Origin of the sequence: Sinorhizobium sp. 7-81 (genome assembly GCF_030124405.1) — a bacterium.
Classification (GTDB): domain Bacteria; phylum Pseudomonadota; class Alphaproteobacteria; order Rhizobiales; family Rhizobiaceae; genus Sinorhizobium; species Sinorhizobium psoraleae.
In genome coordinates, this window is the sequence record NZ_JASKLT010000007.1 from 227,412 (window position 1) to 250,567 (window position 23,156).

General features: G+C 63.0%; 21 protein-coding genes and 1 riboswitch. Of the genes, 11 read left to right on the forward strand and 10 right to left on the reverse strand.

From position 1 onward, the window contains the following. Positions 1-8: 8 nt before the first annotated feature. From QN224_RS22810 to QN224_RS22825, 4 genes are all read left to right on the forward strand, one after another. The gene (locus tag QN224_RS22810) at positions 9-707 is read left to right on the forward strand and encodes a ferredoxin (RefSeq protein WP_283978472.1); all 699 of its coding nucleotides are present in this window, start codon (positions 9-11) and stop codon (positions 705-707) included. Between the two features lie 456 nt (positions 708-1,163). Continuing rightward, positions 1,164-1,931, forward strand: coding sequence for a phosphodiester glycosidase family protein (locus QN224_RS22815; protein ID WP_283978473.1), 768 nt, complete (start codon positions 1,164-1,166; stop codon positions 1,929-1,931). Positions 1,932-2,007: 76 nt separating this feature from the next. Continuing rightward, complete coding sequence (locus tag QN224_RS22820; protein WP_283978474.1) at positions 2,008-2,535, forward strand: RNA polymerase sigma factor; 528 nt, start codon at positions 2,008-2,010, stop codon at positions 2,533-2,535. Then, positions 2,532-4,535: a VWA domain-containing protein gene (locus QN224_RS22825; RefSeq protein WP_283978475.1), complete on the forward strand. Its 2,004-nt coding sequence runs from the start codon at positions 2,532-2,534 to the stop codon at positions 4,533-4,535. Before QN224_RS22820 ends, QN224_RS22825 begins: the two co-directional genes overlap by 4 nt. A 190-nt stretch (positions 4,536-4,725) precedes the next feature. Here QN224_RS22825 and QN224_RS22830 read toward each other — a convergent pair whose 3' ends face one another. Next, positions 4,726-5,070, reverse strand: a complete 345-nt coding sequence (locus tag QN224_RS22830) for a hypothetical protein (protein ID WP_283978476.1) — start codon at positions 5,068-5,070, stop codon at positions 4,726-4,728. A gap of 126 nt (positions 5,071-5,196) precedes the next feature. On the opposite strand from QN224_RS22830, the gene QN224_RS22835 reads away from it, so the two are divergent. Both QN224_RS22835 and QN224_RS22840 read left to right on the forward strand, forming a co-directional pair. Then, on the forward strand, positions 5,197-5,835 hold the full coding sequence (locus tag QN224_RS22835; protein ID WP_283978477.1) for a transcriptional regulator: 639 nt from the start codon (positions 5,197-5,199) through the stop codon (positions 5,833-5,835). A 57-nt stretch (positions 5,836-5,892) separates the two neighbouring features. Next, positions 5,893-7,044 carry a pyridoxal phosphate-dependent aminotransferase gene (locus QN224_RS22840; RefSeq protein WP_283978478.1) on the forward strand — a complete coding sequence of 384 codons (1,152 nt, stop codon included), beginning with the start codon at positions 5,893-5,895 and terminating at the stop codon, positions 7,042-7,044. 84 nt (positions 7,045-7,128) lie between these two features. On the opposite strand, the gene bmt is transcribed toward QN224_RS22840, so the two are convergent. Together bmt and QN224_RS22850 are read right to left on the reverse strand one after the other, a co-directional pair. Next, on the reverse strand, positions 7,129-8,148 hold the full coding sequence (gene bmt, locus QN224_RS22845) for a betaine--homocysteine S-methyltransferase (protein WP_283978479.1): 1,020 nt from the start codon (positions 8,146-8,148) through the stop codon (positions 7,129-7,131). Between the two features lie 111 nt (positions 8,149-8,259). Beyond that, on the reverse strand, positions 8,260-9,135 hold the full coding sequence (locus QN224_RS22850; protein ID WP_283978480.1) for a LysR substrate-binding domain-containing protein: 876 nt from the start codon (positions 9,133-9,135) through the stop codon (positions 8,260-8,262). A gap of 106 nt (positions 9,136-9,241) precedes the next feature. Here QN224_RS22850 and QN224_RS22855 point away from each other — a divergent pair, with 106 nt between their 5' ends. After that, on the forward strand, positions 9,242-9,652 hold the full coding sequence (locus QN224_RS22855) for a 4-oxalocrotonate tautomerase family protein (RefSeq protein WP_283978481.1): 411 nt from the start codon (positions 9,242-9,244) through the stop codon (positions 9,650-9,652). A gap of 109 nt (positions 9,653-9,761) precedes the next feature. Here the strand turns inward: QN224_RS22855 and QN224_RS22860 are convergent, their stop codons facing one another. The 4 genes from QN224_RS22860 to QN224_RS22875 form a co-directional block, all read right to left on the reverse strand. Continuing rightward, positions 9,762-10,808 carry a glycine betaine/L-proline ABC transporter ATP-binding protein gene (locus QN224_RS22860; RefSeq protein WP_283978482.1) on the reverse strand — a complete coding sequence of 349 codons (1,047 nt, stop codon included), beginning with the start codon at positions 10,806-10,808 and terminating at the stop codon, positions 9,762-9,764. Continuing rightward, on the reverse strand, positions 10,801-11,709 hold the full coding sequence (locus QN224_RS22865) for a proline/glycine betaine ABC transporter permease (protein ID WP_173512835.1): 909 nt from the start codon (positions 11,707-11,709) through the stop codon (positions 10,801-10,803). The genes QN224_RS22860 and QN224_RS22865 overlap by 8 nt, the downstream gene beginning before the upstream one ends. 260 nt (positions 11,710-11,969) lie before the next feature. After that, the gene (locus QN224_RS22870) at positions 11,970-12,968 is read right to left on the reverse strand and encodes an ABC transporter substrate-binding protein (protein ID WP_173512836.1); all 999 of its coding nucleotides are present in this window, start codon (positions 12,966-12,968) and stop codon (positions 11,970-11,972) included. Positions 12,969-13,781: 813 nt separating this feature from the next. Continuing rightward, on the reverse strand, positions 13,782-13,925 hold the full coding sequence (locus tag QN224_RS22875; protein WP_283978483.1) for a hypothetical protein: 144 nt from the start codon (positions 13,923-13,925) through the stop codon (positions 13,782-13,784). Positions 13,926-14,174: 249 nt separating this feature from the next. Between QN224_RS22875 and QN224_RS22880 the strand changes: the two genes are divergently transcribed. Together QN224_RS22880 and QN224_RS22885 are read left to right on the forward strand one after the other, a co-directional pair. Beyond that, positions 14,175-15,647 (forward strand): cobyric acid synthase, encoded by a 1,473-nt coding sequence (locus QN224_RS22880; RefSeq protein ID WP_283978484.1) that lies wholly within the window; start codon positions 14,175-14,177, stop codon positions 15,645-15,647. A gap of 128 nt (positions 15,648-15,775) precedes the next feature. Next, positions 15,776-17,533, forward strand: coding sequence for an adenylate/guanylate cyclase domain-containing protein (locus QN224_RS22885; RefSeq protein WP_283978485.1), 1,758 nt, complete (start codon positions 15,776-15,778; stop codon positions 17,531-17,533). A gap of 24 nt (positions 17,534-17,557) precedes the next feature. Here QN224_RS22885 and QN224_RS22890 read toward each other — a convergent pair whose 3' ends face one another. The 3 genes from QN224_RS22890 to QN224_RS22900 all read right to left on the reverse strand — a co-directional run bounded on the left by QN224_RS22890 (position 17,558) and on the right by QN224_RS22900 (position 20,845). Beyond that, positions 17,558-18,217, reverse strand: a complete 660-nt coding sequence (locus QN224_RS22890; protein WP_283978486.1) for an aspartate/glutamate racemase family protein — start codon at positions 18,215-18,217, stop codon at positions 17,558-17,560. Continuing rightward, positions 18,214-19,677 (reverse strand): MFS transporter, encoded by a 1,464-nt coding sequence (locus QN224_RS22895; RefSeq protein ID WP_283978487.1) that lies wholly within the window; start codon positions 19,675-19,677, stop codon positions 18,214-18,216. The genes QN224_RS22890 and QN224_RS22895 overlap by 4 nt, the downstream gene beginning before the upstream one ends. Positions 19,678-20,002: 325 nt before the next feature. Then, positions 20,003-20,845 carry a MurR/RpiR family transcriptional regulator gene (locus tag QN224_RS22900; protein ID WP_283978534.1) on the reverse strand — a complete coding sequence of 281 codons (843 nt, stop codon included), beginning with the start codon at positions 20,843-20,845 and terminating at the stop codon, positions 20,003-20,005. Between the two features lie 166 nt (positions 20,846-21,011). Next, positions 21,012-21,420: riboswitch (cobalamin riboswitch) on the forward strand. A 133-nt stretch (positions 21,421-21,553) separates the two neighbouring features. On the opposite strand from QN224_RS22900, the gene cobU reads away from it, so the two are divergent. Beyond that, complete coding sequence (cobU, locus tag QN224_RS22905; protein ID WP_283978488.1) at positions 21,554-22,081, forward strand: bifunctional adenosylcobinamide kinase/adenosylcobinamide-phosphate guanylyltransferase; 528 nt, start codon at positions 21,554-21,556, stop codon at positions 22,079-22,081. 3 nt (positions 22,082-22,084) lie between these two features. After that, on the forward strand, positions 22,085-23,149 hold the full coding sequence (gene cobW / locus QN224_RS22910) for a cobalamin biosynthesis protein CobW (protein WP_283978489.1): 1,065 nt from the start codon (positions 22,085-22,087) through the stop codon (positions 23,147-23,149). Positions 23,150-23,156: the final 7 nt, after the last annotated feature.

A 23,156-nucleotide genomic window follows, 5' to 3' on the forward strand; every position in this document is an offset into this window, starting at 1 on the left:
AAGCCGAAATGACGGTTTCTTCGGCGGAGGAATTGGTGGAAACGATCCGTGCGGCGCTCGCGCCGCACGGTCTTTTTTTGCGCGGCACGGTGAATTTTGCAGCTGGCGAGGCTGCGCCGACGCGCGCGGATGGCAAGCCCGCCGCCAGCGTGGTGCTCATCGGCAATATTGGCGCTTCGCTCTGGGAGCCTTTCAACCGGTGGCGCGAGCACGAGCCGGATCGCGGCGGCGCAAACCCGCTCGACAATTGGTCGAAACAGGCGATCCACACGGTGGCCGAGACGACAGGTGCCACGGCCTATTTCCCCTCCGATCCGCCGTGGCAGCCGTTCCAGCAATGGGCGATGCGCGCCGAGGGCCTGCAGGCCTCTCCGCTCGGCATCCTGGTCCATCCTCGCTTTGGCCTCTGGCACGGTTACCGCGGCGCGCTCGGCTTTGATCGAGAGCTGCCCCATACGGGCAGCGTTCCGGCTGGCCATCCCTGCGATGCCTGTATGGAAAAGCCGTGCATTTCCGCCTGTCCGGCCGACGCCTTGGCTTCCGGCACATTCGATGTCGGCCGCTGCCGCACGCATCTGAGATCTGAGCCGGGGGCGGGCGGCTGTCTCGCCCATGGCTGTCTTTCGCGCGATGCCTGTCCCGTCGGGCGGGATTATCGCTACCCGGATATGCAACTCCGTTTCCATATGGCGGCACTGAGCCTCTAGGTGAAGAGGTCTCCTGCGCCGCGGACGCGGCGCTGCTGGATTCCTGTGACAAGCACAGGAATGAGGGGCCATATTTTTGGCCGCGCACGAGCAGTTCAACTGACTTGATGAGAGAGCTTAGCGGGTGCGCGGCGTTCTACTATTCATCGCAGCGACACGCCGCGCGCGTGAAGATGCTTTGAAACCAGGTCGCAACGGGCCTATCCGCCCGCCTTCACCAGGTCAGTTGGCTGGTGACGCGTAGACAGCACGAACTCCCGGTCATCAAGTTGGTTAGCCTGGCAGCACGGTAGCAACATTCTCTCCCTCATTCCTGTGCTTGTCACAGGAATCCAGCCACGGCGCGTCCGCGCCGTTATTGACCTGCCAACCCTATATCCCGGAAAAGACCGCGCGCATCAAACCGCCGCAATCCGTGCGATGCTACGCGTCACGATCCGCTTCGAGTCGCGAACCATGCCACTGTTTCCGAAAGCCTTCCTCGTCGGCGCTGCCATTCTCACGGCCGGCTTTGCCAAACCCTCGCCGGACGACGCGGCAGATGCTGCCTGCCGTAACGTCAGCCACCTCGGCCAGGACTATATCGTCTGCTCCTTCGATCCGGCGGCGAGCGATATTCGCCTTTACAACAAGGATCAGGCGGGCGCGCCGTTCAAATCCTTCAAGGCGCTGTCGCTCGAGTTGCGGCATCGCGACGAGTATCTCGTCTTCGCCATGAATGGCGGCATGTATCAAGAGGATCTTTCGCCCGTTGGCCTGCATGTGGAGGAGGGCATGGAGCAGGCACCGCTCAACACCAATTCCGGCTGGGGCAATTTCCACCTGTTGCCGAACGGCGTCTTTTACATCGGCGACGGCAAGGCGGGCGTTATGGCGGCGGCGGCCTATCGCGCCGCCGGTATCAAGCCGCGCTTTGCGACGCAATCGGGGCCGATGCTGGTGATCGACGGGGCGCTGCATCCGCGCTTCCTGCCGGACAGCGATAGTTTGAAAACCCGAAACGGCGTCGGCGTGACGAAAGGCGGCGAGGTCGTCTTCGCGGTGTCGAAGCGGCCGGTGCGCTTTCATGATTTCGCGACGCTGTTTCGCGACATGCTCGATTGCCCGAATGCGCTCTTTCTCGACGGCACGATTTCGAGCCTCTATGCGCCGGAGATCAATCGCCACGATCGGCTGTTCCCTCTCGGGCCGATCATCGCAGTCGTCGCTTCATTCCCGCGATAACTTTTTTTCGACTGGACCCAAGGAATAGCGACTGGCGGACGTCTAACGGGGAAACAGGTCAGAAGCGGGCACGGACTTGGACGCGGAACTCGTTGAAAAGGCGGTGAGGGGCGACAGGGAGGCGTTCAGCCTCTTGGTCGAGCGCCATTATGATTTCGTCCGTGCGGTCGCCTGGCGCTGGTCCGGCAATGGGGCCGATGCGGAAGATATAGCGCAGGACGTCTGCATTCGCCTCGGCTCGGCTGTTCGCGGCTTTCGCGGCACCAGCCGTTTCCGCACCTGGCTCTACACCTTGACGCTCAACGCCGCGCGCGACCACAGACGACGGCAGGTGCGCGATGCGCGCAGGATGCAGGCCTATGCATCGGATCAAGCGGCGCAGCGCGCATCCGACGGGGAGGACGACGACCGGCAGGAGGCGCTCTGGACGGCAGTCCGGGCGCTGCCGGAGAAGCAATGCGATGCCGTCCTGCTCGTCTATGCCGAGGGCTTGAGCCATGCCGCGGCGGCCGACGTGCTCGGCTGCTCCGAAGCGACCATCTCCTGGCACGTCCATGAGGCGCGCAAGCGCCTGCGGACATTGCTCGGCAAGGAGGCTGTATGATCATGACCGATGATTTCGAAACGCTTGCCGGAAAGCTGCCGCCGACGCCTTCGAGCGAGGCGCGGGCGCGCGCTCTCGCTGCCGCCATGGAGGCCTATGACGCCGCGGCGGAAAATTCGACTGCCGCCCAAGGATCAGCCATGCCCGGTCGTCCAAGCTCCATCCTCAACCGGATATGGAGCCCCATCATGAACCGGAAACTGCTCGCGGGATCGGCACTGGCAACGCTCATCGTCGTGCCCGCCGCCGCCCTCCTGACCTTGGAAATGATCCGCAACGATCGGCCGCCAGAGCCGGAGATCGAGGTTGCCGTGAAGGTGGAGCCTAAGCCGGCTGCGCCCCCGGCGGGCAGCGGTGCGTCGCTCGCCCGCTCGCAGGCCACCACAAAACACTCCGAAAAGACAGAAAGCGAGGCATCGGCCGCGGGAGCCGACGCGACGGCGAGCCAGACGGCTGCCGACACCGCGGCACCGAGCACCGTTGGCGAGGCGGTCGGCCTTGCGACGCGCGGGCGAATGGAGGTCATGCCGGCGCCGGCTGCACCGGCCGATATTCTCCCGCAGCCGGATGAGAACCGTGAGCGATTCGGCAACGCGGATGCCAATCCGGTGAGGAGCGTCGCGACCGAGCCGGTCTCGACCTTCTCCGTCGATGTCGACACGGCCTCCTATTCCTTCGTCCGCCGCTCGCTGATGGCGGGCGAGATGCCCAGTCCCGATGCCGTGCGGGTCGAGGAGATGGTCAACTATTTCCCCTATGATTGGCCGCGCCCGGCATCGCCCGCCGAGCCCTTCAAGGCAACGGTCACCGTAACGCCGACCCCGTGGAACGCGGACACGCGCCTCATGCATGTGGCGATCAAGGGCTACGAGGTCGTGCCGGCGGAGGCGCCGAAGGTCAATCTCGTCTTCCTGATCGACGTTTCCGGCTCCATGGACGAACCGGACAAGCTGCCGCTGTTGAAGAACGCATTCCGGCTGCTCATCGAAAAGCTGAACCCGGAAGACACCGTGTCGATCGTCACCTATGCCGGAAACGCCGGCACCGCGCTCGAACCGACCGCGGTCAAGGACAAGGCAAAGATCCTGACCGCAATCGACACGCTGGCACCCGGCGGCTCGACGGCCGGAGCGGCCGGCATCGACGCGGCCTATCAGCTGGCCGAAAGAGCCTTCGTCAAGGGTGGCGTCAACCGCATCCTGCTGGCGACGGATGGCGACTTCAATGTCGGTCCCTCGAGCGACGAGGAGCTGAAGCGGCGGGTCGAGGAAAAGCGCAAGAGCGGCATCTTCCTCTCGGTGCTCGGCTTCGGTCGAGGCAATTACAACGATGCGCTGATGCAGACGATCGCCCAGAACGGCAACGGCGTTGCCACCTATATCGACACGCTGGCGGAGGCGCAGAAGACGTTGGTCGAGGAAGCGGGCTCATCGCTCTTTCCGATCGCCAAGGACGTCAAGCTGCAAGTGGAGTTCAACCCTGCCGCGATCGCCGAATATCGCCTCATCGGCTACGAGACCCGCGCCCTGAAGCGCGAGGATTTCAACAACGACCGCGTGGATGCGGGCGATATCGGCTCCGGCCACAGCGTCACCGCGATCTATGAAGTGACGCCGAAGGGAAGTCCGGCCGTCCTCAACGATGACTTGCGCTATGCAGCCGCGGAGAAGCCTGCCGCTGGCGCGCCTTCGCGTGCGAACGAGCTCGCTTACCTCAAGATCCGCTACAAGAAGTCGGACGGCGACAAAAGCGAGCTGATCACCACGCCGGTCACGGAGGCGAATGCCGAGCCATCGCTCGCCGACGCCCCGGCGGACGTCCGCTTCTCGGCCGCCGTCGCCGCCTTCGGCCAGAAGCTTGCGGGGAACTCGGCGCTTTCCGGCTATTCCTATGCGGCGATCGCCGATCTCGCGTCCGCCGCCAAAGGGGCTGACCCCTTCGGCTACCGCGCCGAGTTCGTCAATCTGGTGCGCCTCGCCAAGGGGCTTTCTCGTGAATAGTCGATGGATGGTCGCCACCCGCCTGGCCGGTACCTTCTCCCCGTGAGGCAGGGGGAAGGGATCCGCGGCGGCGTTTCCCGGTCCTCATTCCTGCGTTCGCCACTTGGCATCGAGCAGCGGTCCAAGTCGGCGGCGCGGAAGACTTTACATACCAGTGCCATATGGCCCAGGCTCGAGGGCGACAACAGCCTCAAGCCTTAAACGCCCGCTGGAGTCCTCCGGATCGCGTCAATCCTGTCCTGAAAGCCTGGTAGGCCGGATGCTGGCTCGAGCGCGCGGCTTCCATGAGGCGCATCTGCAGGCGGGCGGGTGCCTCGTTGCCGAGCCATTCGCCGAGCTTTTCGAGCTTCAACGAATTCAGAAATCGCGTTTGCGAGGCGAGATCCAGATGGCGGTGCAAGCCTTCGATCAGGTTTTCGTCTTGTTCGGAGCTTTCCATTAGCAACTTGACGAAGGCCTGGTCGGTCTCGCCGAAGCTCGAAAACCTGGCGGCTGTCGTTTCTCTGTCCGGAAAGGCTGCTGGCCCGGCGTTCATGAATCGTCTCCCCTCGAATCGAACGTGCTTCGGGGATAGGACAGCCGCCAGTCGTCCACAAGCACATAACAAATGGACAATTCGTCTAACATTGACAAAACACACAAATGTGTTGATGTGGGTGTCATGAATATCGAACCAACCATCCCCTTCAGTCTCGCCATGCACGCACCATCCGCGGCTGCGATCAGCGCGCTGCTCTACCCTCACGCCGAGGTCGTCCTGCACGACCTTGCGACCGGTCGGATCGCCGGCATCTGGAACGCCTTTTCGGGCCGTGCCGCCGGCATGGAGTCGCTGATTGAGGAGGAGTTTGGCAAGGGGCCCGGCAACGAGACCGTGCTCGGCCCCTACGAGAAGGTCGGGCCTGACGGCCGGCGGCTGAAATCGGTCTCGGCCGTGCTGCGCCACGCCGACGGCAGTCTCGCCGGGCTGCTGTGCATCAACCTCGACGTTTCGCGGATCGACGATGCGGTGAAATTGTTGGCGGCCTTTGCGGGCACGCCGGAGCCGCGGCCGCAGGCGCTGTTTTCCCGTGACTGGCGAGAGGAAATCAATGCCGCGCTGCACGGCTGGCTGAGGGCGAGGGGGCTTGCGCTCTCCGCCATGAAACGCGCCGACCGCATCGCCCTCGTCGCCGCACTCGAAGAACAGGGGCTCTTCAAGACGCGCAACGCGGTCGACCACCTGGCACGCCTCATCGGGGCCTCGCGCGCCTCGATCTACAACTATCTCGCGGCCGCACGGCGTGGCGAGTCCGCCTGAATTTTCGACAAGAGACCGCTTCGCCAGCGAAGCCCGCGCTCAAGAAGGACAATCGACATGACGACCCTGCCGGCCTTCCGCCTCGAAAACCATTTCTCGCGCTGGGAATTCACCGCACGCCACCACATGACCGCGAGCGACAGCGAAACCATGACGATGGCGGAACTGCTTTCCCTCGCCGATGATGCCGATCGGGAGGCCTGGGAGCAACTGACGCTCGGCTATACCGAAACCTATGGCGCGCCGGCACTGCGCCAGGCGATCGCCGCCACTTACGACGGGCTAGATGACGGTGATATCCTCTGCTTTGCCGGTGCCGAGGAGGGGCTCTATTGCGCGATGCTCGCACTGCTCGGGCCTGACGACCACGCCATCGTGACGGTGCCGAACTACCAGTCGATGGAGACGCTGCCGGTGACCATCGCTGCTTCGGTGACTGGCGTGCCCTTGCGGCCGGAAAACCACTGGCAGCTCGATATCGCCGATGTACGCGCGGCGCTGAAGCCGAATACCAGGCTCGTTGCCGTCAACTTCCCCAACAATCCGACCGGTGCGATTGCCAATCAGGCGACCTTCCGGGCGCTCGCCGATCTCTGTGCCGAGCGCGGCATCCACCTCTTCAGCGACGAGGTCTATCGCGGGCTGGAGCGCGATCCGGGCAAGCGCCTGCCGCAGGCGGCCGAGCTTTCCGAGCGCGGCGTATCGCTCAACGTCATGTCCAAGGCCTATGGTCTTCCGGGCCTCCGAATCGGCTGGATCGCCTGCCGCGACCATGCGCTTCTGCAACGCATGGAGGGCATGAAGAACTACCTCTCGATCTGCAACTCCCGGCCGTCGGAGGTTCTCGCGACGATTGCGCTGAAATCGCGAGCGCGGATCCTCGATCGCAACCTGGCGCTCTGCGCGGCAAACCTCGCAAAGCTCCAGGCTTTCTTTGCCGAATTTCCGAATCTCTACGAATGGCGCGCGCCGGATGGCGGCTGTGTCGGTTTCGCTCGCTATCTCGGGGCGGACGGCGTCGAGGAACATTGCCGGCGGCTGGTCGAGGAATCGGGCGTGCTGCTTCTGCCATCCAGCCTATTCGCCTCCGATCTCCTCCCGGTCGCGGCAGACCGCTTCCGCGTCGGCTTCGGCCGCAAGAATATCGAGGCCGGGCTCGATGCCTGGCGCAGCCATCTTCGCGACGGTGCTGCACGCCGCAGCGCCTGACGTTTCGCCGACGAACAAAAGAAAACGCTCCGGGCATTCCGCTCCGGAGCGTTTGTCGCTTTGTGCTTGTGCTGCTTCGGCTTCTCAGGCGCGGCGGCGACCGCTGCGTTCGCGGGTCGGGGCGGAGGCGCCCTCGTTGGCGGTCTTGTTCCGCAAGGGCCCGATCTTTTCGACGATCATGTCGAGCGTCGGGCGTTCGCCCCTGGCGTGATTATCGAGCGCGAGACGCATCGCGGCCAGGTGATTGCAGGTAGTGCCGCAGCAGCCACCGATGATCTTCGCGCCGGCGTCGACCGCCAGCCGCACATATTCCGCCATCAGCGGCGGCGTGCCGGAATAATGAATCTCGGAGCCGCGGAATTCTGGAATGCCGCAATTGCCCTTCACGACGACGGTCGCCTCCGGAGCCGCCGCGGTCATGTCGAGCAGTGACGACAGGATGTCGGAGGCGCCGACACCGCAGTTGGCGCCGACTGCAACCGGACCTTGGCCGATGTCGCCGGCGACAGCGTGAATGTCCTTGGGGTGAAGACCCATCATCGTCTTGCCGGCTGTGTCGAAGGAGCCGGTATAGACGTAAGGAAGGCCGACCTTGGTGGCCGCTTCGGCCGCCGCGCGGATTTCGTCCGGCGAGGACATGGTCTCGATCCAGGCGACTTCCGCGCCGCCTGCCTTCAGGCCTTCGATCTGTTCGGCGAAGGCTGCGACCGCATCCTCATAGGAGAGCGCACCGAGCGGGATCAGCAATTCGCCGGTCGGGCCGACGGAGCCTGCGGTGATGACCTTGCGCGGCGCCTTGTCGGCAACGGCGCGGGCGATCTCGGAGGCGCGCTTGTTGAGCTCATGCACGCGGTCCTCGGCCTGATGCAGCTTCAGGCGATGGCGCGTGCCGCCGAAGGAATTGGTGAGAATGATGTCGGCGCCGGCATCAACGAAATCCTGATGCAGCTTGGTGATGCTTTCCGGCTTCGCCTCGTTCCAGAGCTCCGGCGCTTCGCCGGCTTCGAGGCCCATGGCGAAGAGCGACGTCCCGGTCGCCCCATCGGCAAGCAGGACGCCCTTCTGGGCGAGGAGATCGGAAAGGGCATTGGCGGAAGCGGACATCGGTTTTTCCCGGCTGAATGAAATTACAACAAGATATAAAGATATCTTTATGTGATTGCAACCGGCTTCGTAAGCGCGTGGCGGAAAAGTCGGAAAGCCGGCCTCAAGCTGTCATGCGCCGGGCCGTGGCTGCGGGACATTCCACGGCAGGCCGTCTGCGAGAAGGGCGGCAAGGTCTGTCGCGGGCTTGCCGGCGTTGGCCCGCACGCGCAGGCTGAATTCGGCGACGGGCAGGGGCGGCAGGTCGAGATGCATGGGGGCGGGCTCCATTCCCGGCCCCAGGAACCGCGCCGTGCGCGTCGTCACGGCGATGCCGCTCACGACGGCGGCACGCAGACCTGACAAGCTCGGGCTCGTCGCCGCGAGCCGAAACGGGCGCCCGGCCGATTCGAGCGCCGAAATGGCAGCGGACCGGAAGCCGCAGGGCGGGTCGAGCACGGCCAATGGAAGCTGCGCATCGACCGTCGCCAGCCCCCTGTCGGAGCAAAGCCAGATCATCTCTTCTCTCAGCACGAGCAGTTCGTCGGTCGCGGTCGCCTGCCGCATGGTGAGCAGGATGTCGACCTGACCCTGATCGAAGGCCAAGGCCAGCTCCTTCGACCTGCCGATCCTGAGATCCAGGCGAACCCTCGGATGCGAGCGGGCGAAGCGGCGCAGGAGGTCGGGTAGCGTCGTATCGGCGAAATCCTGCGTGCTGGCGAGCGAAATGCGACCGTCGGCGCGCGCGCCCCTGAGGCTGAGCCAGGCATCTCGATGCGCGTCGAGGATGCGGCGAGCATGATTCACGAGTTCCTCGCCGACTGGTGTCAGCGAACGTCCACGGCCGGCCGGCGCCAGAAGCGGTTCGCCGATGAGCGCTTCGAGACGCTGCATCTGCGCCGTCACGGCGGACGGGGACCGATTGACGACCGCCGCGGCGCGGGCGAGCGAACCACCTTCGGCGAAGGCAAGAAAAGTGCGCAGGAGATCGGGGTCGATTGGGTCCATAATTCGATTGTACAGAACCATTCGTGCAAAACAATTTGATTTTTTCGATGCATCGTTGGTGGCAAGGTCTGTCGCAAGGCAACAGTCATCAGAGAAGGAGCCTGATATGCCCATCATCAACGTCACCGTCACCGGCCGACCGGATCCGGATCGCTCTGCGGAGATTGCAGCGAAAGTGAGCGATCTCACCCAGGAGCACCTGCGCAAGGATCCGACCGTCACCGCCGTTGCGGTGACCTATGTCGATCCGCAGCACTGGTTCGCCGGGGGAAAGTCGATCGCGTCGCAGGAGACGAACAGCTTTTGGCTCGACATCAAGGTGGTCGACGGCACCAACACCAAGCAGGAACTGGCCGCTTACATCGAATCCATCTTCGCTGTCTTCGAGACGCTTCTCGGAAAAGTCCATCCGGAGAGCTACGTGCTCGTTCACGAAGTTTCCGCCGCTGCCTACGGCTATGGCGGCAAGACGCAGGAATTCCGCTTCATCAGCGGCAAGCTCAAGTCGGCTGCATAAAGCAATTCCCTCCGGAATTGCTTAGTTTCAAAAGAGTGGATCGGACGGCTGCGCATGCAGAAAGGGCGCCCGCGCAGGCGCCCTTCGTGACATTCAATCGTCATGCGCCCTATGCCGCCTGGCGGTCGGTGTGGCTCGTCGGCGTCACCATGGCGGCGATGATCGTCTGCAGGTCGATCGCGCCGATCGGCCGGCCGTCGGTATCGACGACATGGGCCGTGTTGACATGTGCGCCGGTCATCGTGCGCGCGGCCGTTTCGAGAACCGTGCCGGCCGCCAGCGGCAGGCCTTCCGGGTTGCCGGCGAGCGGCCGCATGATCGTCTCCACATGGACGACGCGGCCGCGGTTCACTTCCTTGACGAAGGCGGTGATGTAGTCGTCGGCCGGCGACAGCACGATTTCCTGGCCGGTGCCCTGCTGTACGACGCGGCCGTCGCGCAGGATCGCGATCTTGTCGCCGAGCCTCAGCGCCTCGTCGAGATCGTGGGTGATGAAGACGACAGTCTTCTTCAATTCCTTCTGGAGATCGAGCAGCACCGATTGCATGTCGACGCGGATCAGCGGGTCGAGTGCTGAATAGGCTTCGTCCATCAGCAGGATGTCGGCGTCGTTGGTGAGCGCCCGGGCCAGGCCCACGCGCTGCTGCATACCGCCCGAAAGCTGGTTGGGATAATGGTTTTCAAATCCCTTGAGGCCGACACGCTCGATCCAGCCGAGCGCCCGCTTTTCGCTCTCGCGCCGCTCGATGCCCTGGATCTCGAGCCCGTAGATCGTGTTTTCGAGAACAGTGCGATGCGGCAGCAGCGCGAATTTCTGGAACACCATCGCCGTCTTGTGGCGGCGGAACTGGCGAAGGTCGTTTTCGTTCATCTTGCAGACGTCGGTGCCGTCATAGAGCACCTCGCCCGCCGTCGGGTCGATCAGGCGGTTGATGTGGCGAATGAGCGTGGACTTGCCGGAGCCGGAGAGGCCCATGACTACCGTGATGCAGCCGCCGGGCATCAGGATGTTGATGTCCTGCAGGCCCAGGACATGGCCGTGTTTCTCGTTGAGCTCGGCCTTGCCCATCCCCTTTTTGACGACATCGACGTAGTCCTCGCCGCGCGGGCCGAAGATCTTGTAGAGGTTCTTTACCTCGATTGCGTGACTAGCCATGAATAACCTCCGAATGCTTCTGCAGCCGCCTGCCGAAGGCCTGGCTGGTACGATCGAAAATGATGGCGATGCCGACGAGGGCAAAGCCGTTTAGGAAACCGACGGTGAAGAACTGGTTGGCGATCGCCTGGAGCACGTTCTTGCCGAGTCCGCCGACGCCGATCATCGAGGCGACCACGACCATCGCCAGCGACATCATGATCGTCTGGTTGATGCCGGCCATGATGGTCGGCAGCGCCAGCGGCATCTGCACGTTCTTCAGTTTCTGCCAGGCGGAGGAGCCGAAGGCGTCGGCTGCCTCCAGCACTTCCTTGTCGACGAGCCGGATACCAAGATTGGTGAGCCGGATCATCGGTGGCACCGCATAGATGACGACGGCGATCAGCCCCGGCACCTTGCCGATGCCGAAGATCATCACCACCGGGATCAAATAGACGAAGCTGGGCATCGTCTGCATGACGTCGAGGGCCGGGTTGACGAAGGCCTGCACACGGTCGGAGCGGGCCATCAGGATCCCGATCGGGATGCCGATCACGATCGAGATCAGCGTACAGACGGTGACCATGGCGAGCGTGATCATTGTGTCGTTCCAGAGTCCGACGAGGCCGATCGCCACCATCGACAGCGCCGTGCCGATGGTAATCTTCACGTTGCGGCTACCGAAGTAGACGATGGCGACCATGATGATCAGCACGAAAATCCAGGGCGAACCGACGAAGGCCCGCTCCAGATAGTTCAGAAACCATTGAAGCGGCTGGACCACCGCGTCGATGGCATTGCCGTAGCTGCGCACAAACCCCTTGAATCCGTCGTCGACGCTCTTGCGCGCCATGCGAATAGTGCCATCGTCTATGGCCGGGAACTTGCAGAGCAGTTCCGGCAAGAAACTGCAGATAGCCATTTTTTCCCCTTCTTGGCCCGGAAGTCTTATGCCGCCGGCTGCGTCTTCGGAACGACCGCGTGCGGCACTCCAGCGTAGACCTGCTTGTGACCTCTTATGTGTCCCGGCGTAAGAAATGTGACAGCGGAACAGCGGTTCCGCTCTACTGTTTGCGACGTCAGGAAAAACACTGTGCCGCTGTGAGCCTAATCAGGCGTGCAATCGCTTGCCGAGGCACGGGCGGCGGCCGAAGCGGCTGCCGCCCACCTGCGTTGCCTCTGTCAGAGGGCCGCCTTGACCTTCTCGGCAACCTCGGGACTGACCCATTGCGTCCACATGTCCTGATAGTTTTCGAGGAAGTGCTTCGCGGCGTCCTCGTTGGTTCCCTGGTTCTGGTCCATCCACGCCAGAACCTTGTTCACCGTGCCGTTGTCCCATTTGCGGACCTTGACATAGTCCATTGCAACACCTGCCTTTTCGGCAAACGACTTCGTCACCACGGTGAACACGTCCGAGATCGGATAGGAATTGACCTTCGGGCTCGGGCAATCGGGAACTGCGGAGCAGGCGTCCCACTCCTTCTTGTCGTGCTCGACGCCGAAGGAGAGGCGGGTCATCTCGTATTTGCCGAGAATGGCAGTTGGCGCCCAATAGTAACCGAGCCAACCGGTCTTCTTCTCGAAGGCGTTCGCGATCGATCCGTCGAGGCCGGCCGCCGACCCGGTGTCGATGAGTTCGAAGCCGGCTTTATCCGCTTCGAGTGCCTTGTAGAGATTGGCCGTCGAGACCTGGCAGTTCCAGCCGGACGGGCAATTGTGGATCGCCGCCTTTGAGGGGTCTTCCGGCGCCGGGAACAGGTCGGGGTGCTTTAGCGCGTCCTGAACGGTCTTGATGTCCGGATGGGCGTCGGCCAGAAATTTGGGAATCCACCAACCCTCGACGCCGCCTTCGCTGAGGAGCGGTGCGGCCTGGATAAGGCGGCCTTCCTTGATCGCTGCGTCGAGCGGCGTGCGCACGGCGTTGACCCAGAGTTCCGGCGCCATGTCGGGTTGCGCCTTCTCGTTCATCGAGGCGAAGGTAGGCATCGTGTCGCCGGTGACGAGCTCCACGGTGCAACCGTATCCGTTTTCAAGGATGAACTTGTCGACGTGGGCGGCAACGCCCGCGGAGGCCCAGTTCATCTCGGCAATACTGACGTCGCCGCATTCCGCGGCTTGCGCCGAGCCCGCCACGGCGTAAAGACCCGCGGCGAGAAATGTGGACGCGAGAAATTTCTTCATCTTTGCAAGACCTCCCAGTCTTTGTGCAGCCAACGATCCAGGGTGCCGCAGGGTTACTGCTGTTCCGACACCAGACTTTATTCAGTGAGCAGCGCGAGGTTCGGCATCGGAAAGGCCAAAGTCATGCCCCGCTGCAGCAGTGTGGGAGTTCGTTCAAATCCTGACCGCGGAACCCTGTCGCCGGCCGGATCTCCTCTGCACCGCTGCGGCAAGCCTAGATATTCCCGAAGAGAAATCAACCTCTTCAATCGGAGGGCGGCGTCGAACGGCGCTGTGACGCGCCTGTTAGCAACGCGAGCCGCGCGCGCAATTTTTCGCCGTCTGGCTGGGAATTTGGGCATTTACGACAACAATTGCCGCAAAATGCGGCCTGCAGGTCCGCGCCATTTTCGATCGTGCTTCAATCCGGACGTTTCCTGTCGCGATTGCGTCGCGGCATCGACGCGAAAATGTCGTGAAAAAAATTCAAAAAAAACCGCGATTCACCATTGATTAAGCCCTCAATAACCATCCGGTAACGATGTCAGGCTAATTGTTTGCCTGCGGCGGGCGACTGCCGCAGGTCCGGATCAGGTATTGCGTGCCGGACCTTAAACTTCCCGATCTGACTGGTTGTGCGGACGGGCAGGGCGCTCTCGAGCCCGAAGAGAGTAGCGATTTTCGGCGTCCTGTTCCGGAGAGATCATGCGTTATGTTGACGGCCGCATCCCCTCGGCGGGAGGTCGGGTGCGGCTTTCGTGTCGGGCCCGCTACCAAACCGACCAATAAAAAAGCCGCCCCGAGTGGAGCGGCTTGAATCGGGAAAGCGCCCGATTATCCGATACTAAACGTACGGATGAAACCGAGCGGGCCGCGAGGCGCGTCCATCTCCACATTGCGCACGCGGGACTGGCTCGACGGCGCCTTGGAGTTCCAGGCGATCTGGACGAAATTGGGTTTGCTGAAGACGAACAGCATGACTTTTTCTACCTTGGGAGTCCGGGGCTTCGCCCGGGGTTGTTTCGATGCCGTCGATATAGGCGCGAGTGGGTGGAATTTAAATGCCAATGTCGCCATCGCATGTCGCAATTCCGCTAGTCCTGTCGCGATTTCGAACAACGTTCGTGAGTGGCCGAAACGGGCCGTGATCGCGAATGGCGAAATACGGTTGAATCCCGTCGAAAACGGGCCTTTGCCGGCGATGGTTTCGATGTTACGGGAGGTCGCATGACACAGAAAATCATGCTGCAGGGGACCGGCTCGGATGTCGGAAAATCGGTATTGGTGGCTGGGCTCTGCCGGCTCGCCGCCAATCGCGGATTGAAGGTCAGGCCATTCAAGCCGCAGAATATGTCGAACAACGCCGCTGTTTCCGATGACGGCGGCGAGATCGGCCGGGCGCAATGGCTGCAATCGCTGGCCGCGCGGGTGCCGTCCTCCGTCCACATGAACCCGGTGCTTCTAAAACCGCAGTCGGACGTCGGCAGCCAGATCATCCTCCAAGGCAGGGTGGCAGGCCAGGCGAAGGGCAGGGAATACCAGGCGCTGAAGCCGAAGCTGCTCGGCGCCGTTATGGAGAGTTTCGAACTGGTCTCCGCCGGGGCCGATCTCGTCATCGTTGAAGGCGCCGGGTCGCCAGCGGAAATCAACCTGAGGGCCGGCGACATCGCCAATATGGGCTTTGCCACGCGGGCGGGCGTGCCGGTGGTGCTTGTCGGCGACATCGACCGCGGCGGCGTCATCGCCTCGCTGGTCGGCACGCACGCGATCCTGCCGGAAGAGGACCGGCGCATGGTCAGCGGCTATCTCATCAACAAGTTCCGTGGTGACGTGACGCTTTTCGACGATGGCATTGCGGCCGTTCACCGCTTCACCGGCTGGCCCTGCTTCGGCGTCGTGCCCTGGCTGAAAAGTGCGGCCCGGCTGCCTGCCGAGGATTCGGTGGTGCTCGAAAAGCTCGCGCGCGGCGGCGGCAAGGCGCTGAGGGTCGCGGTGCCAGTGCTGTCGCGGATCGCCAATTTCGACGATCTCGATCCGCTGAGAGCCGAGCCGGAGGTCGACCTCGTTTTCGTTCGCCCCGGCACACCGCTTCCCGACGATGCCGGGCTCGTCGTCATCCCCGGCTCGAAATCGACGATTTCAGACCTCAAGGATTTTCGCGCCGAGGGCTGGGATCGCGACCTAGAACGCCATGTGCGGCGCGGCGGGCGGGTGATCGGCATTTGCGGTGGCTACCAGATGCTGGGTGCGCGCGTCACCGATCCGCTCGGAATCGAAGGCAGCGAACGCGAGATCGCCGGTCTCGGCCTGCTTTCCGTCGAAACCGAGATGGCGCCGGAAAAGACCGTGCGCAATAGCCGCGCCTGGTCGCTGGAGCACGACGTGGCGCTCGATGGCTACGAGATCCACCTCGGCAAGACTGTCGGCGCCGATTGCGATCGCGCGCCGGTTTCGATCGACGACCGCCGGGACGGGGCGATGTCCGCCGACGGCAAGGTGATGGGCACCTATCTGCACGGGCTCTTCGGCAGCGACGCCTATCGGGCCGCGCTGCTCAGAAGCTTCGGCATCGAAGGCGGTGGAGGCAACTACCGCCAGTCCGTCGATGCGGCGCTCGACGATATCGCCGGTGAACTCGAAGCCGTGCTCGATCCCACCTGGCTCGACCGGCTGCTGGGCGGCGAGCGCAAGACGGCGTGAAGTCACGCGGAGCGCCGAAGAGGCACGGGACGCGGCGCCCGGCGGTGCCAATTTGTTGCTTCTCCGGATTCCGCATTTAAGCTACGCTTAAAATATTCTGGCCAGATGCCGCAGGAGCGGCTGCCCCCGTGGAACGGAAGCTCGCAGTGATCCTTGCCGCCGACGTCGCTGGTTACAGCCGGCTCGTCGCTGCCGACGAGGAAGGCGCGCTTGCGACGCTCAGCACTTACAACGCCACGATCGGCGATCTCGTCGCAGAGCATGGTGGGCGCATATTCGGATCGGCCGGCGACAGCGTCGTGGCGGAGTTCCACAGTGCCGTGCAGGCCGTGCGGGCCGCGGTCGCGATCCAGCGGGCGCTGCATCGCCGCAATGCCGATCTTAGTCCCGATCAGAGGATGGAGTTCCGCATCGGTCTAAACCTTGGCGATGTCGTCGTGGAAGGCGACAATCTTCTCGGCGACGGCGTCAACGTGGCGGCGCGGCTCCAGGAGGTCGCGCTGCCGGGCGGAATCTGCGTCTCGGGCACGCTTCATGATCAGATCGAGGGCAAGCTTGATTTCCCGATGGTCCATCTCGGCGACCGCAGCCTGAAGAACATTCCGCGTCCCGTGCCGGTCCACAGGGTCGACTGGCGTCGCGAGGATCCGGTCGAGGCCGGTGTGCTCGGCGGACCGCTCCACCTTCCCGACAAGCCCTCCATCGTCGTCCTTCCCTTCGTCAACATGTCCGGGGACCCGGAGCAGGAGTATTTTGCCGATGGGCTGACCGAGGACATCATCACCGCGCTTTCGCTTTATCGCTGGTTCTTCGTCATCGCGCGGAATTCCTCCTTCGCCTACAAGGGCCGCGCCGTCGACGTGAAGCAGGTCGGCCGCGATCTCGGCGTTCGCTACATCGTCGAAGGCAGCGTGCGCCGGGCGGGGACGCGTCTGCGCGTGACAGGTCAGCTCATCGAGGCCGAGACGGGCGTCCATCTCTGGGCCCAGCGCTACGACCGCGAACTTGCGGATATCTTCGCCATCCAGGACGAACTCACCCAGAACGTCGTCGGCGCCATCGAGCCGGAAATCCTCATCGGCGAGAGCCGGCGCGCCTTGCTCAACTCCACCCACAATCTCGACGCCTATGAATGTCACATGCGCGGCACGTGGCTGCACAATGCCCAGGACACAGCCGAGCACTTCAAGGAAGCGATCGTCTGGCATCGGCGGGCGATCGCCCTCGATCCCGATTTCGGCCGCGCGCACATGATGCTTGCCCGCTCGCTCTATGCGCGCTGCTTCCACGGCTTCAGCGACGATGTCGACCGTGACAGCGCCGAACTCTACGCGGCTGCCGAGCGCGCCGTGGCGCTTGAGGAGCGCGACCCCTATTCGCACTATGCCATGTGCCTTGCCCATTTCGCCGCACAGCGCGCGCCCGCGGCCGTCGAAGAGGCGCAGCGCGCGATCGACCTCAATCCGAACCTGGCGTTGGCGCATATGGCGCTCGGCTGGGCGCGGATATTCACCGGACATTTCGTCGAGGCACTCGATCCGCTCCACATGGCGCTGCGGCTCAGTCCGCATGACCCGCTGACCTATCTGTTCCTCGACAGGATCGCGCTCGCTCATTACCATCTCGGGAACTACGAGGAGGCCCGGCATTATTCGGAGCGCGGCGTTTCGCTTCGCCGCGCCTATTTCAATCGGGTGGTGCTGCTTGCGAGCCTCGGCCAGCTTGCCCGTGAGGAGGAGGCGCGCGAACTCATCCCCGAGATCACCGCCAGCATTCCCGCCGACCTCGCCCACTACTGGCGGATACTCACGCCCTATGTCGAGCGGGAGCATTATGCGCATTTCATCGAGGGGCTGCGCAAGGCCGGCTTGCCGGTCATTGCTTAGGCTACTGTGCTGTCGGACGCGCCCTCAGACGTTCACCTGCAGTAGGTCGAACACGCGCTCGATAGCGCAGGGGATTGGGGCGATGATCGGTGTTTCGAAAAGCGGTTGCAATTGCTCGGCCGCCTGTCCGAGCGGGCCGCCACCGATGATGACGGCTTCGGCGCCGTCGATTTCGATGCAGGCGCGGACTGCCTCGGCAAGCGATTGCCTGAGCAGTGCTTCGTCGGCGGCGAGGGCGACAGGATCGCCAAGCGTGCAGCGGATGCCAGTATAGAGATGCGCGACGCCGAGGTCGCGGGCCCGATCTCCGATCGCCTCCAGGAGGTCCGGTGTCGTGGTGGCGACGCCGAATCGCCGCCCGGCACGCGAGGCCTCGATCATCGACGCTTCGCAGATCCCGACGACGGGAATGTCGACGCGTTCCCGAAGCGAAGCCAGTCCCGGATCGCCGAAGGCGCTGACGATGATGCCGAGGCAAGCGGGGTCGTGTTTTGAGCCGATCTCGACGACCTCGGCGGCGGACGCTTTCAACTGCTCCGGGGTCACGATCATCGGCGGGGTGCGCTCAGCCGTGGCAATTGCCACGGCCAAGCGCCCGGTTGCAGCCTTGCGCGCGATGGAGACCATCATGTCGCTTGTCGCGCGCGAGCTGTTGGGGTTGATCAGAAGGATGTGCGAGGTCACGTTCTCAGTTCCACTCCGACGCGGACCTGCTGCTGGGCAGCCTTGGGCTGCTCCGCTTCGGCCGGTTGCTGAAGGTCTTCCATCGACATGCCGTAGGTTTCCGGACCGAGCTGTATGCAGAAGGCGAAGACCGCATACATCGCCGCCGCGAGAGCGAAGACGCCGACCATGCCGTAGCTGTCGAACAGTGCGCCGGAAATCGTCGGCACGAAGGAGCCGGCCGCCGACCCCGTTGCGAGGATGAGCGCCACGCCGAAGGCGCGGATGCGCGTCGGGTAAAGCTCTGGCGCGTAGATCCAGATCGACGTGTTGAGCAGCAGGACAAAGAACTGGAAGATGGCGCCAAACAGCAGGACGAGGTAGATATTGGTGCCGAGATAGGCGATCGAGATCGCTGCCAGGCAGGCAAACACGGCGCCAAGCGTCAGCACCCTCTTGCGCGGGAAGTAGTAGCCGAAGGTAGAGGCGGCGATGGCGCCGAGCACGCTGCCGCTCTGGATGATCATGCTGTAGAGCAGGCTTCCGGAGAGCGTATATCCCATCGAAACGAAAATGACCGGCATCAGCGTCAGCACGGAGAGCTGGGCGCCGTAGCTCATCAGGATCGCGATCGCCACCGGGATGGTCCGCCCAAGGAACGGAGCCCGGAAGAGTTCCTTCCAGTCGCTTTTCTGCGGAGCTTCGTCCTGGATGTGATCTTTCGTCAGATATTCCTGGACGACCAGATTCCGGGGCCGAAGCGATCCGGAGGCAAGGATGGACAGGACCTTGTTTGCCTCGTCGATCTTGTTTTTCGATGCGAGGAAGCGCGGCGTCTCCGGGACAAAGCGGCGGTAGAAGACGACGAGCAGAGCGGGCAGGGCAAGCGCGGCGAACAGCCAGCGCCAGCTGTTCTCGCCCGGGAAGAGCGTGAAGATCAGCAGACCGAAAGCCGGGGCGAGGAAATTGCCGAAGCCGCCGGCGCCGACATTGACGAGACCCGCCGCCGTGCCGCGGAATTTCGGTGAGCAGAATTCCGACAGCATCGTCACCGCGGTGGAGATCTCACCGCCAACACCGAAGCCGACGATCGCGCGAGCGAAGCAGAGCGTCGCGAAATTCGGCGCGAGCGCGCAGGCGGCCGAACCGATGGTGAAAAGCAGAAGGTTGATCGTCAGCATCACCCGCCGGCCATACCGGTCGCCGAGTATGCCCGACAGCAACCGGCCGAGCGCGGCGCTGCCGAAGGTGATCGTGTTGAGAAAGCCGATATCGGTGCCGGTGAGCCCCCAATGCTCCTTCAGGATGGGGCCGGCGACGCCGATGGTATTCTGTTCGAAGCTGTCGAACAGGCAGCCAATCAGAACGAGAGCGAGGATCTGCTTGTGCGCTCCCGTCACACCGATTTTCGTGAAAGCCGATTCCAGTTGTCGTATAACCGGCGAGCTCCCGCCGGACTGCACCATATTTTCCGCTGCCATGGTTTGTTCCCCTTGTTGGCTAACAACGTGAAAACTTAGTTTCATCAGTCTACACCATGAAACGAGGATTTCATAACGGATTTTGCCCGGTGGAAGGTGATTTGCATTTGCCGAACCGTAACAAAGACATACGGATGCTATGCGCTGCGATCATCTTCCTGGACACCAACGGGAAGGCAGGTTTCATGCCAATATTTGTGAAAATAGGATTTCACGTGGGAGATCAAGCATCTACCACCAGAACTTCGAAATTCTTGCGCGTCAAACTGCCGTTTCTTGTGATTAAATAATGTTCTGCAATTTCAGGCAGGCGCCCAAACGGCGATCAGAGTTCTTCGAGCGCGTCGTTCAGCGCCTCGATGCCACGCAGACGGTTTCGACCGGCGACGCCGGCGATCTCGATGCAGCGGGTCGTGAGCAGATGGCAGAGCGCCATGACCGAGACATGGTTGAAGAGCGGCCCCGGCGCCAACGTCTGACAGCGGAAATGCCACTCGGCCGGGCTGAGAAAAGGCACGCCTTCATCGGTGATATACAGCAGCTTGGCGCCGGATTTCTCCACTTGCGCCAGCAGGCTATCCATCAGCGCGATGCGACGGCGCAAGCCGAAGACGATGACGACGTCCTCGTCCGAGAAGCTGACGAGATGTTCGCCCATCGTTTGTCCGCCACCCGGAATGGCGGCGATGTTCTCGATGACCTGCGTCAATTGCCACTGAAGGTAGGTGGCGAAGGAATGGCTGGCGCGAAAGCCGATGACCCAGACCTTGCGGGCCTTCAGGATTGCTTCCGACGCGGCGTTTATCTGGCTCTCCGCTATAGCGAGGAATGTCGCTTCGAGATTGGCGACGCCTTGCGCCACATGCGCGGCAACAGATTGTTCGCCGGCTGAATCGGTGGCAGTCGCCAGGAAAAGCCGCGATCCGGTTTGCTTGTCCGCGCGCGCGTGCCGGCGTGCCGCCTCGTAGTTCTCATAACCGAGGCGCTGGATGAAGCGCGAGACGGTGGCTTTCGACACATGCGCAAGTGCTGCGAGTTCCTGCGCCGAATAGCTGGCGATCTCACCCGGAAAATCGCAGACGAAGTCGCCCAGGCGCCGCTCCGCCGGATGGAGCTCCGGCAGAACGTCGCGCACGCGGGTGAGAAAGGATCTTTCCTTGGCGTTCATCATTGATTCCATGAAATTCTCGTTTCATGGGAATGTCCGATTTCCACGCGGCCTTGGCAATAGCGACGCGGTGAAACTCGGCTTCCGGTTGTCAGTTATGGTTGCTGGCGTATTTCGGGGCGGCCCATGTCGCAGCCGGTCGATTGACTTTGCGGGTTCCGCTTCATAATTAACGATAAAGGATGGTTCCCTCGCGCCGGAGCGGAGCGGGGAGTAAATGGGAATGTGACGGGGCGGACCCAAACCGGGCGCCCTTATCGCAGCCGACCCCGCGACTGTAGAACGGTCAGGGTTCGCCATCGGGTCTGTCACCTTTTCCTGACGCGCTGCATGGGGCAGTTTCGCGGGATTGGACTTTCAGGCCGGAAAAGCCACTGGCATGGCATCGTGATCAGCCGGGCTGGACGCCTCTTCTTCTACGAATCGTCCGCCTTTCATGATGCTGCATATGCCGGGAAGGCGAGGCGGACCCGTTCGGCTTTTTGGCGGCTTGTGTTCAGCAATCGTTGAACGCACGTCGCTTTGAAGCCGTGACGCCGTGAGCCAGGAGACCTGCCATCCGTCAGGGCATTCCGCCCGCAGGGGGAGACCGTTCCCCGATGCCAGCACGGAGGTTGTCGTGGCTCAAAAATCCCCCTTGCGAACACGCCGTCGGCGTGTTGGCTTTTCTTTTCCGCTGCAAGCCGTCGGCGCGCTGGGGCCGGCGGCATGATCATTCCCCATGCCGGACCGATTCTCGTCCTTGGCGGCGCCCGCTCCGGCAAATCCTCTTTCGCGGAAAAGCTCGTCGAAGCCTCCGGGCTGCCGATGCACTACGTCGCGACCGGACGAGCCTGGGACGACGAGATGCGCGATCGCATCCGCCACCACCAGGACACGCGGCGCGGCAAGGGCTGGACGACCCATGAGGAGCCGGTCGACCTCGTGGGATTGCTTCGCCGCATCGACGATCCGGCGCGCGCAATCCTAGTCGACTGCCTGACGCTCTGGGTCACCAACCTGATGATGGAAGAGTGCGACATGGCGGCGGAATTCGCCGCGCTCGCCGCCTTCCTGCCCGAGGCGCGGGCGCGCCTCGTCTTCGTTTCCAACGAGGTCGGTCTTGGCATCGTTCCGGAAAACCGGATGGCGCGCGATTTCCGCGACCATGCCGGCCGCCTCCACCAGATCGTCGCGGAGAAATCCGCCGAAGTTTACTTTGTCGCGGCCGGACTGCCGCTGAAAATGAAGGGTTGATCCATGACACTCGCTAAGGCCCAGCAGGGCAAGATCCCGGCCACAGTCATCACCGGCTTCCTCGGCGCCGGCAAGACGACGATGATCCGCAATCTGCTGCAGAATGCCGACGGCAAGCGCATCGCGCTGATCATCAACGAGTTCGGCGATCTCGGCGTCGACGGCGATGTCCTGAAAGGTTGCGGTGCGGAGGCCTGCTCCGAGGAAGACATCATCGAGCTCACCAATGGCTGCATCTGCTGCACCGTTGCAGATGATTTCATTCCGACCATGACGAAGCTGCTCGAACGGGAGAACCGGCCCGACCATATCGTCATCGAAACCTCGGGCCTTGCGCTGCCGCAGCCGCTGGTCGCCGCCTTCAACTGGCCGGATATCCGCAGCGAAGTGACAGTCGACGGCGTCGTGACTGTCGTCGATAGCGCCGCGGTTGCCGCCGGCCGCTTTGCGGACGACCACGACAAGGTCGATGCGTTGCGCGTCAACGACGACAGTCTCGACCATGAGAGCCCGCTCGAAGAACTCTTCGAGGACCAGTTGACGGCCGCCGATCTCATCGTTCTCAACAAGACCGACCTTATCGACGCCTCGGGCCTCAAGTCGGTGCGTGACGAGGTGGCTTCCCGCATCAGCCGGAAGCCGACGATGATCGAGGCGAAGAATGGCGAGGTGGCTGCCGCCATCCTGCTCGGCCTTGGCGTCGGCACCGAGGGCGAGATCGCCAACCGCAAGTCCCATCACGAGATGGAACATGAGGCCGGCGAGGAGCACGACCACGACGAATTCGACAGTTTTGTCGTCGAACTCGGCGCGATCGCCGATCCGGCCGCCTTCATCGACCGGCTGAAGGGCGTGATCGCGGAACACGATGTGCTACGCCTCAAGGGCTTCGCCGACGTCCCCGGCAAGCCGATGCGCCTCCTGATCCAGGCGGTCGGCAGCCGCATCGACCAGTATTACGACCGGGCCTGGGCGGCCGGCGAGGCACGCGGCACGCGCCTCGTCGTCATCGGCCTGCACGACATGGACGAGGCTGCCGTCCGCGCGGCGATTTCGGCGCTGGTGTGATCGGATA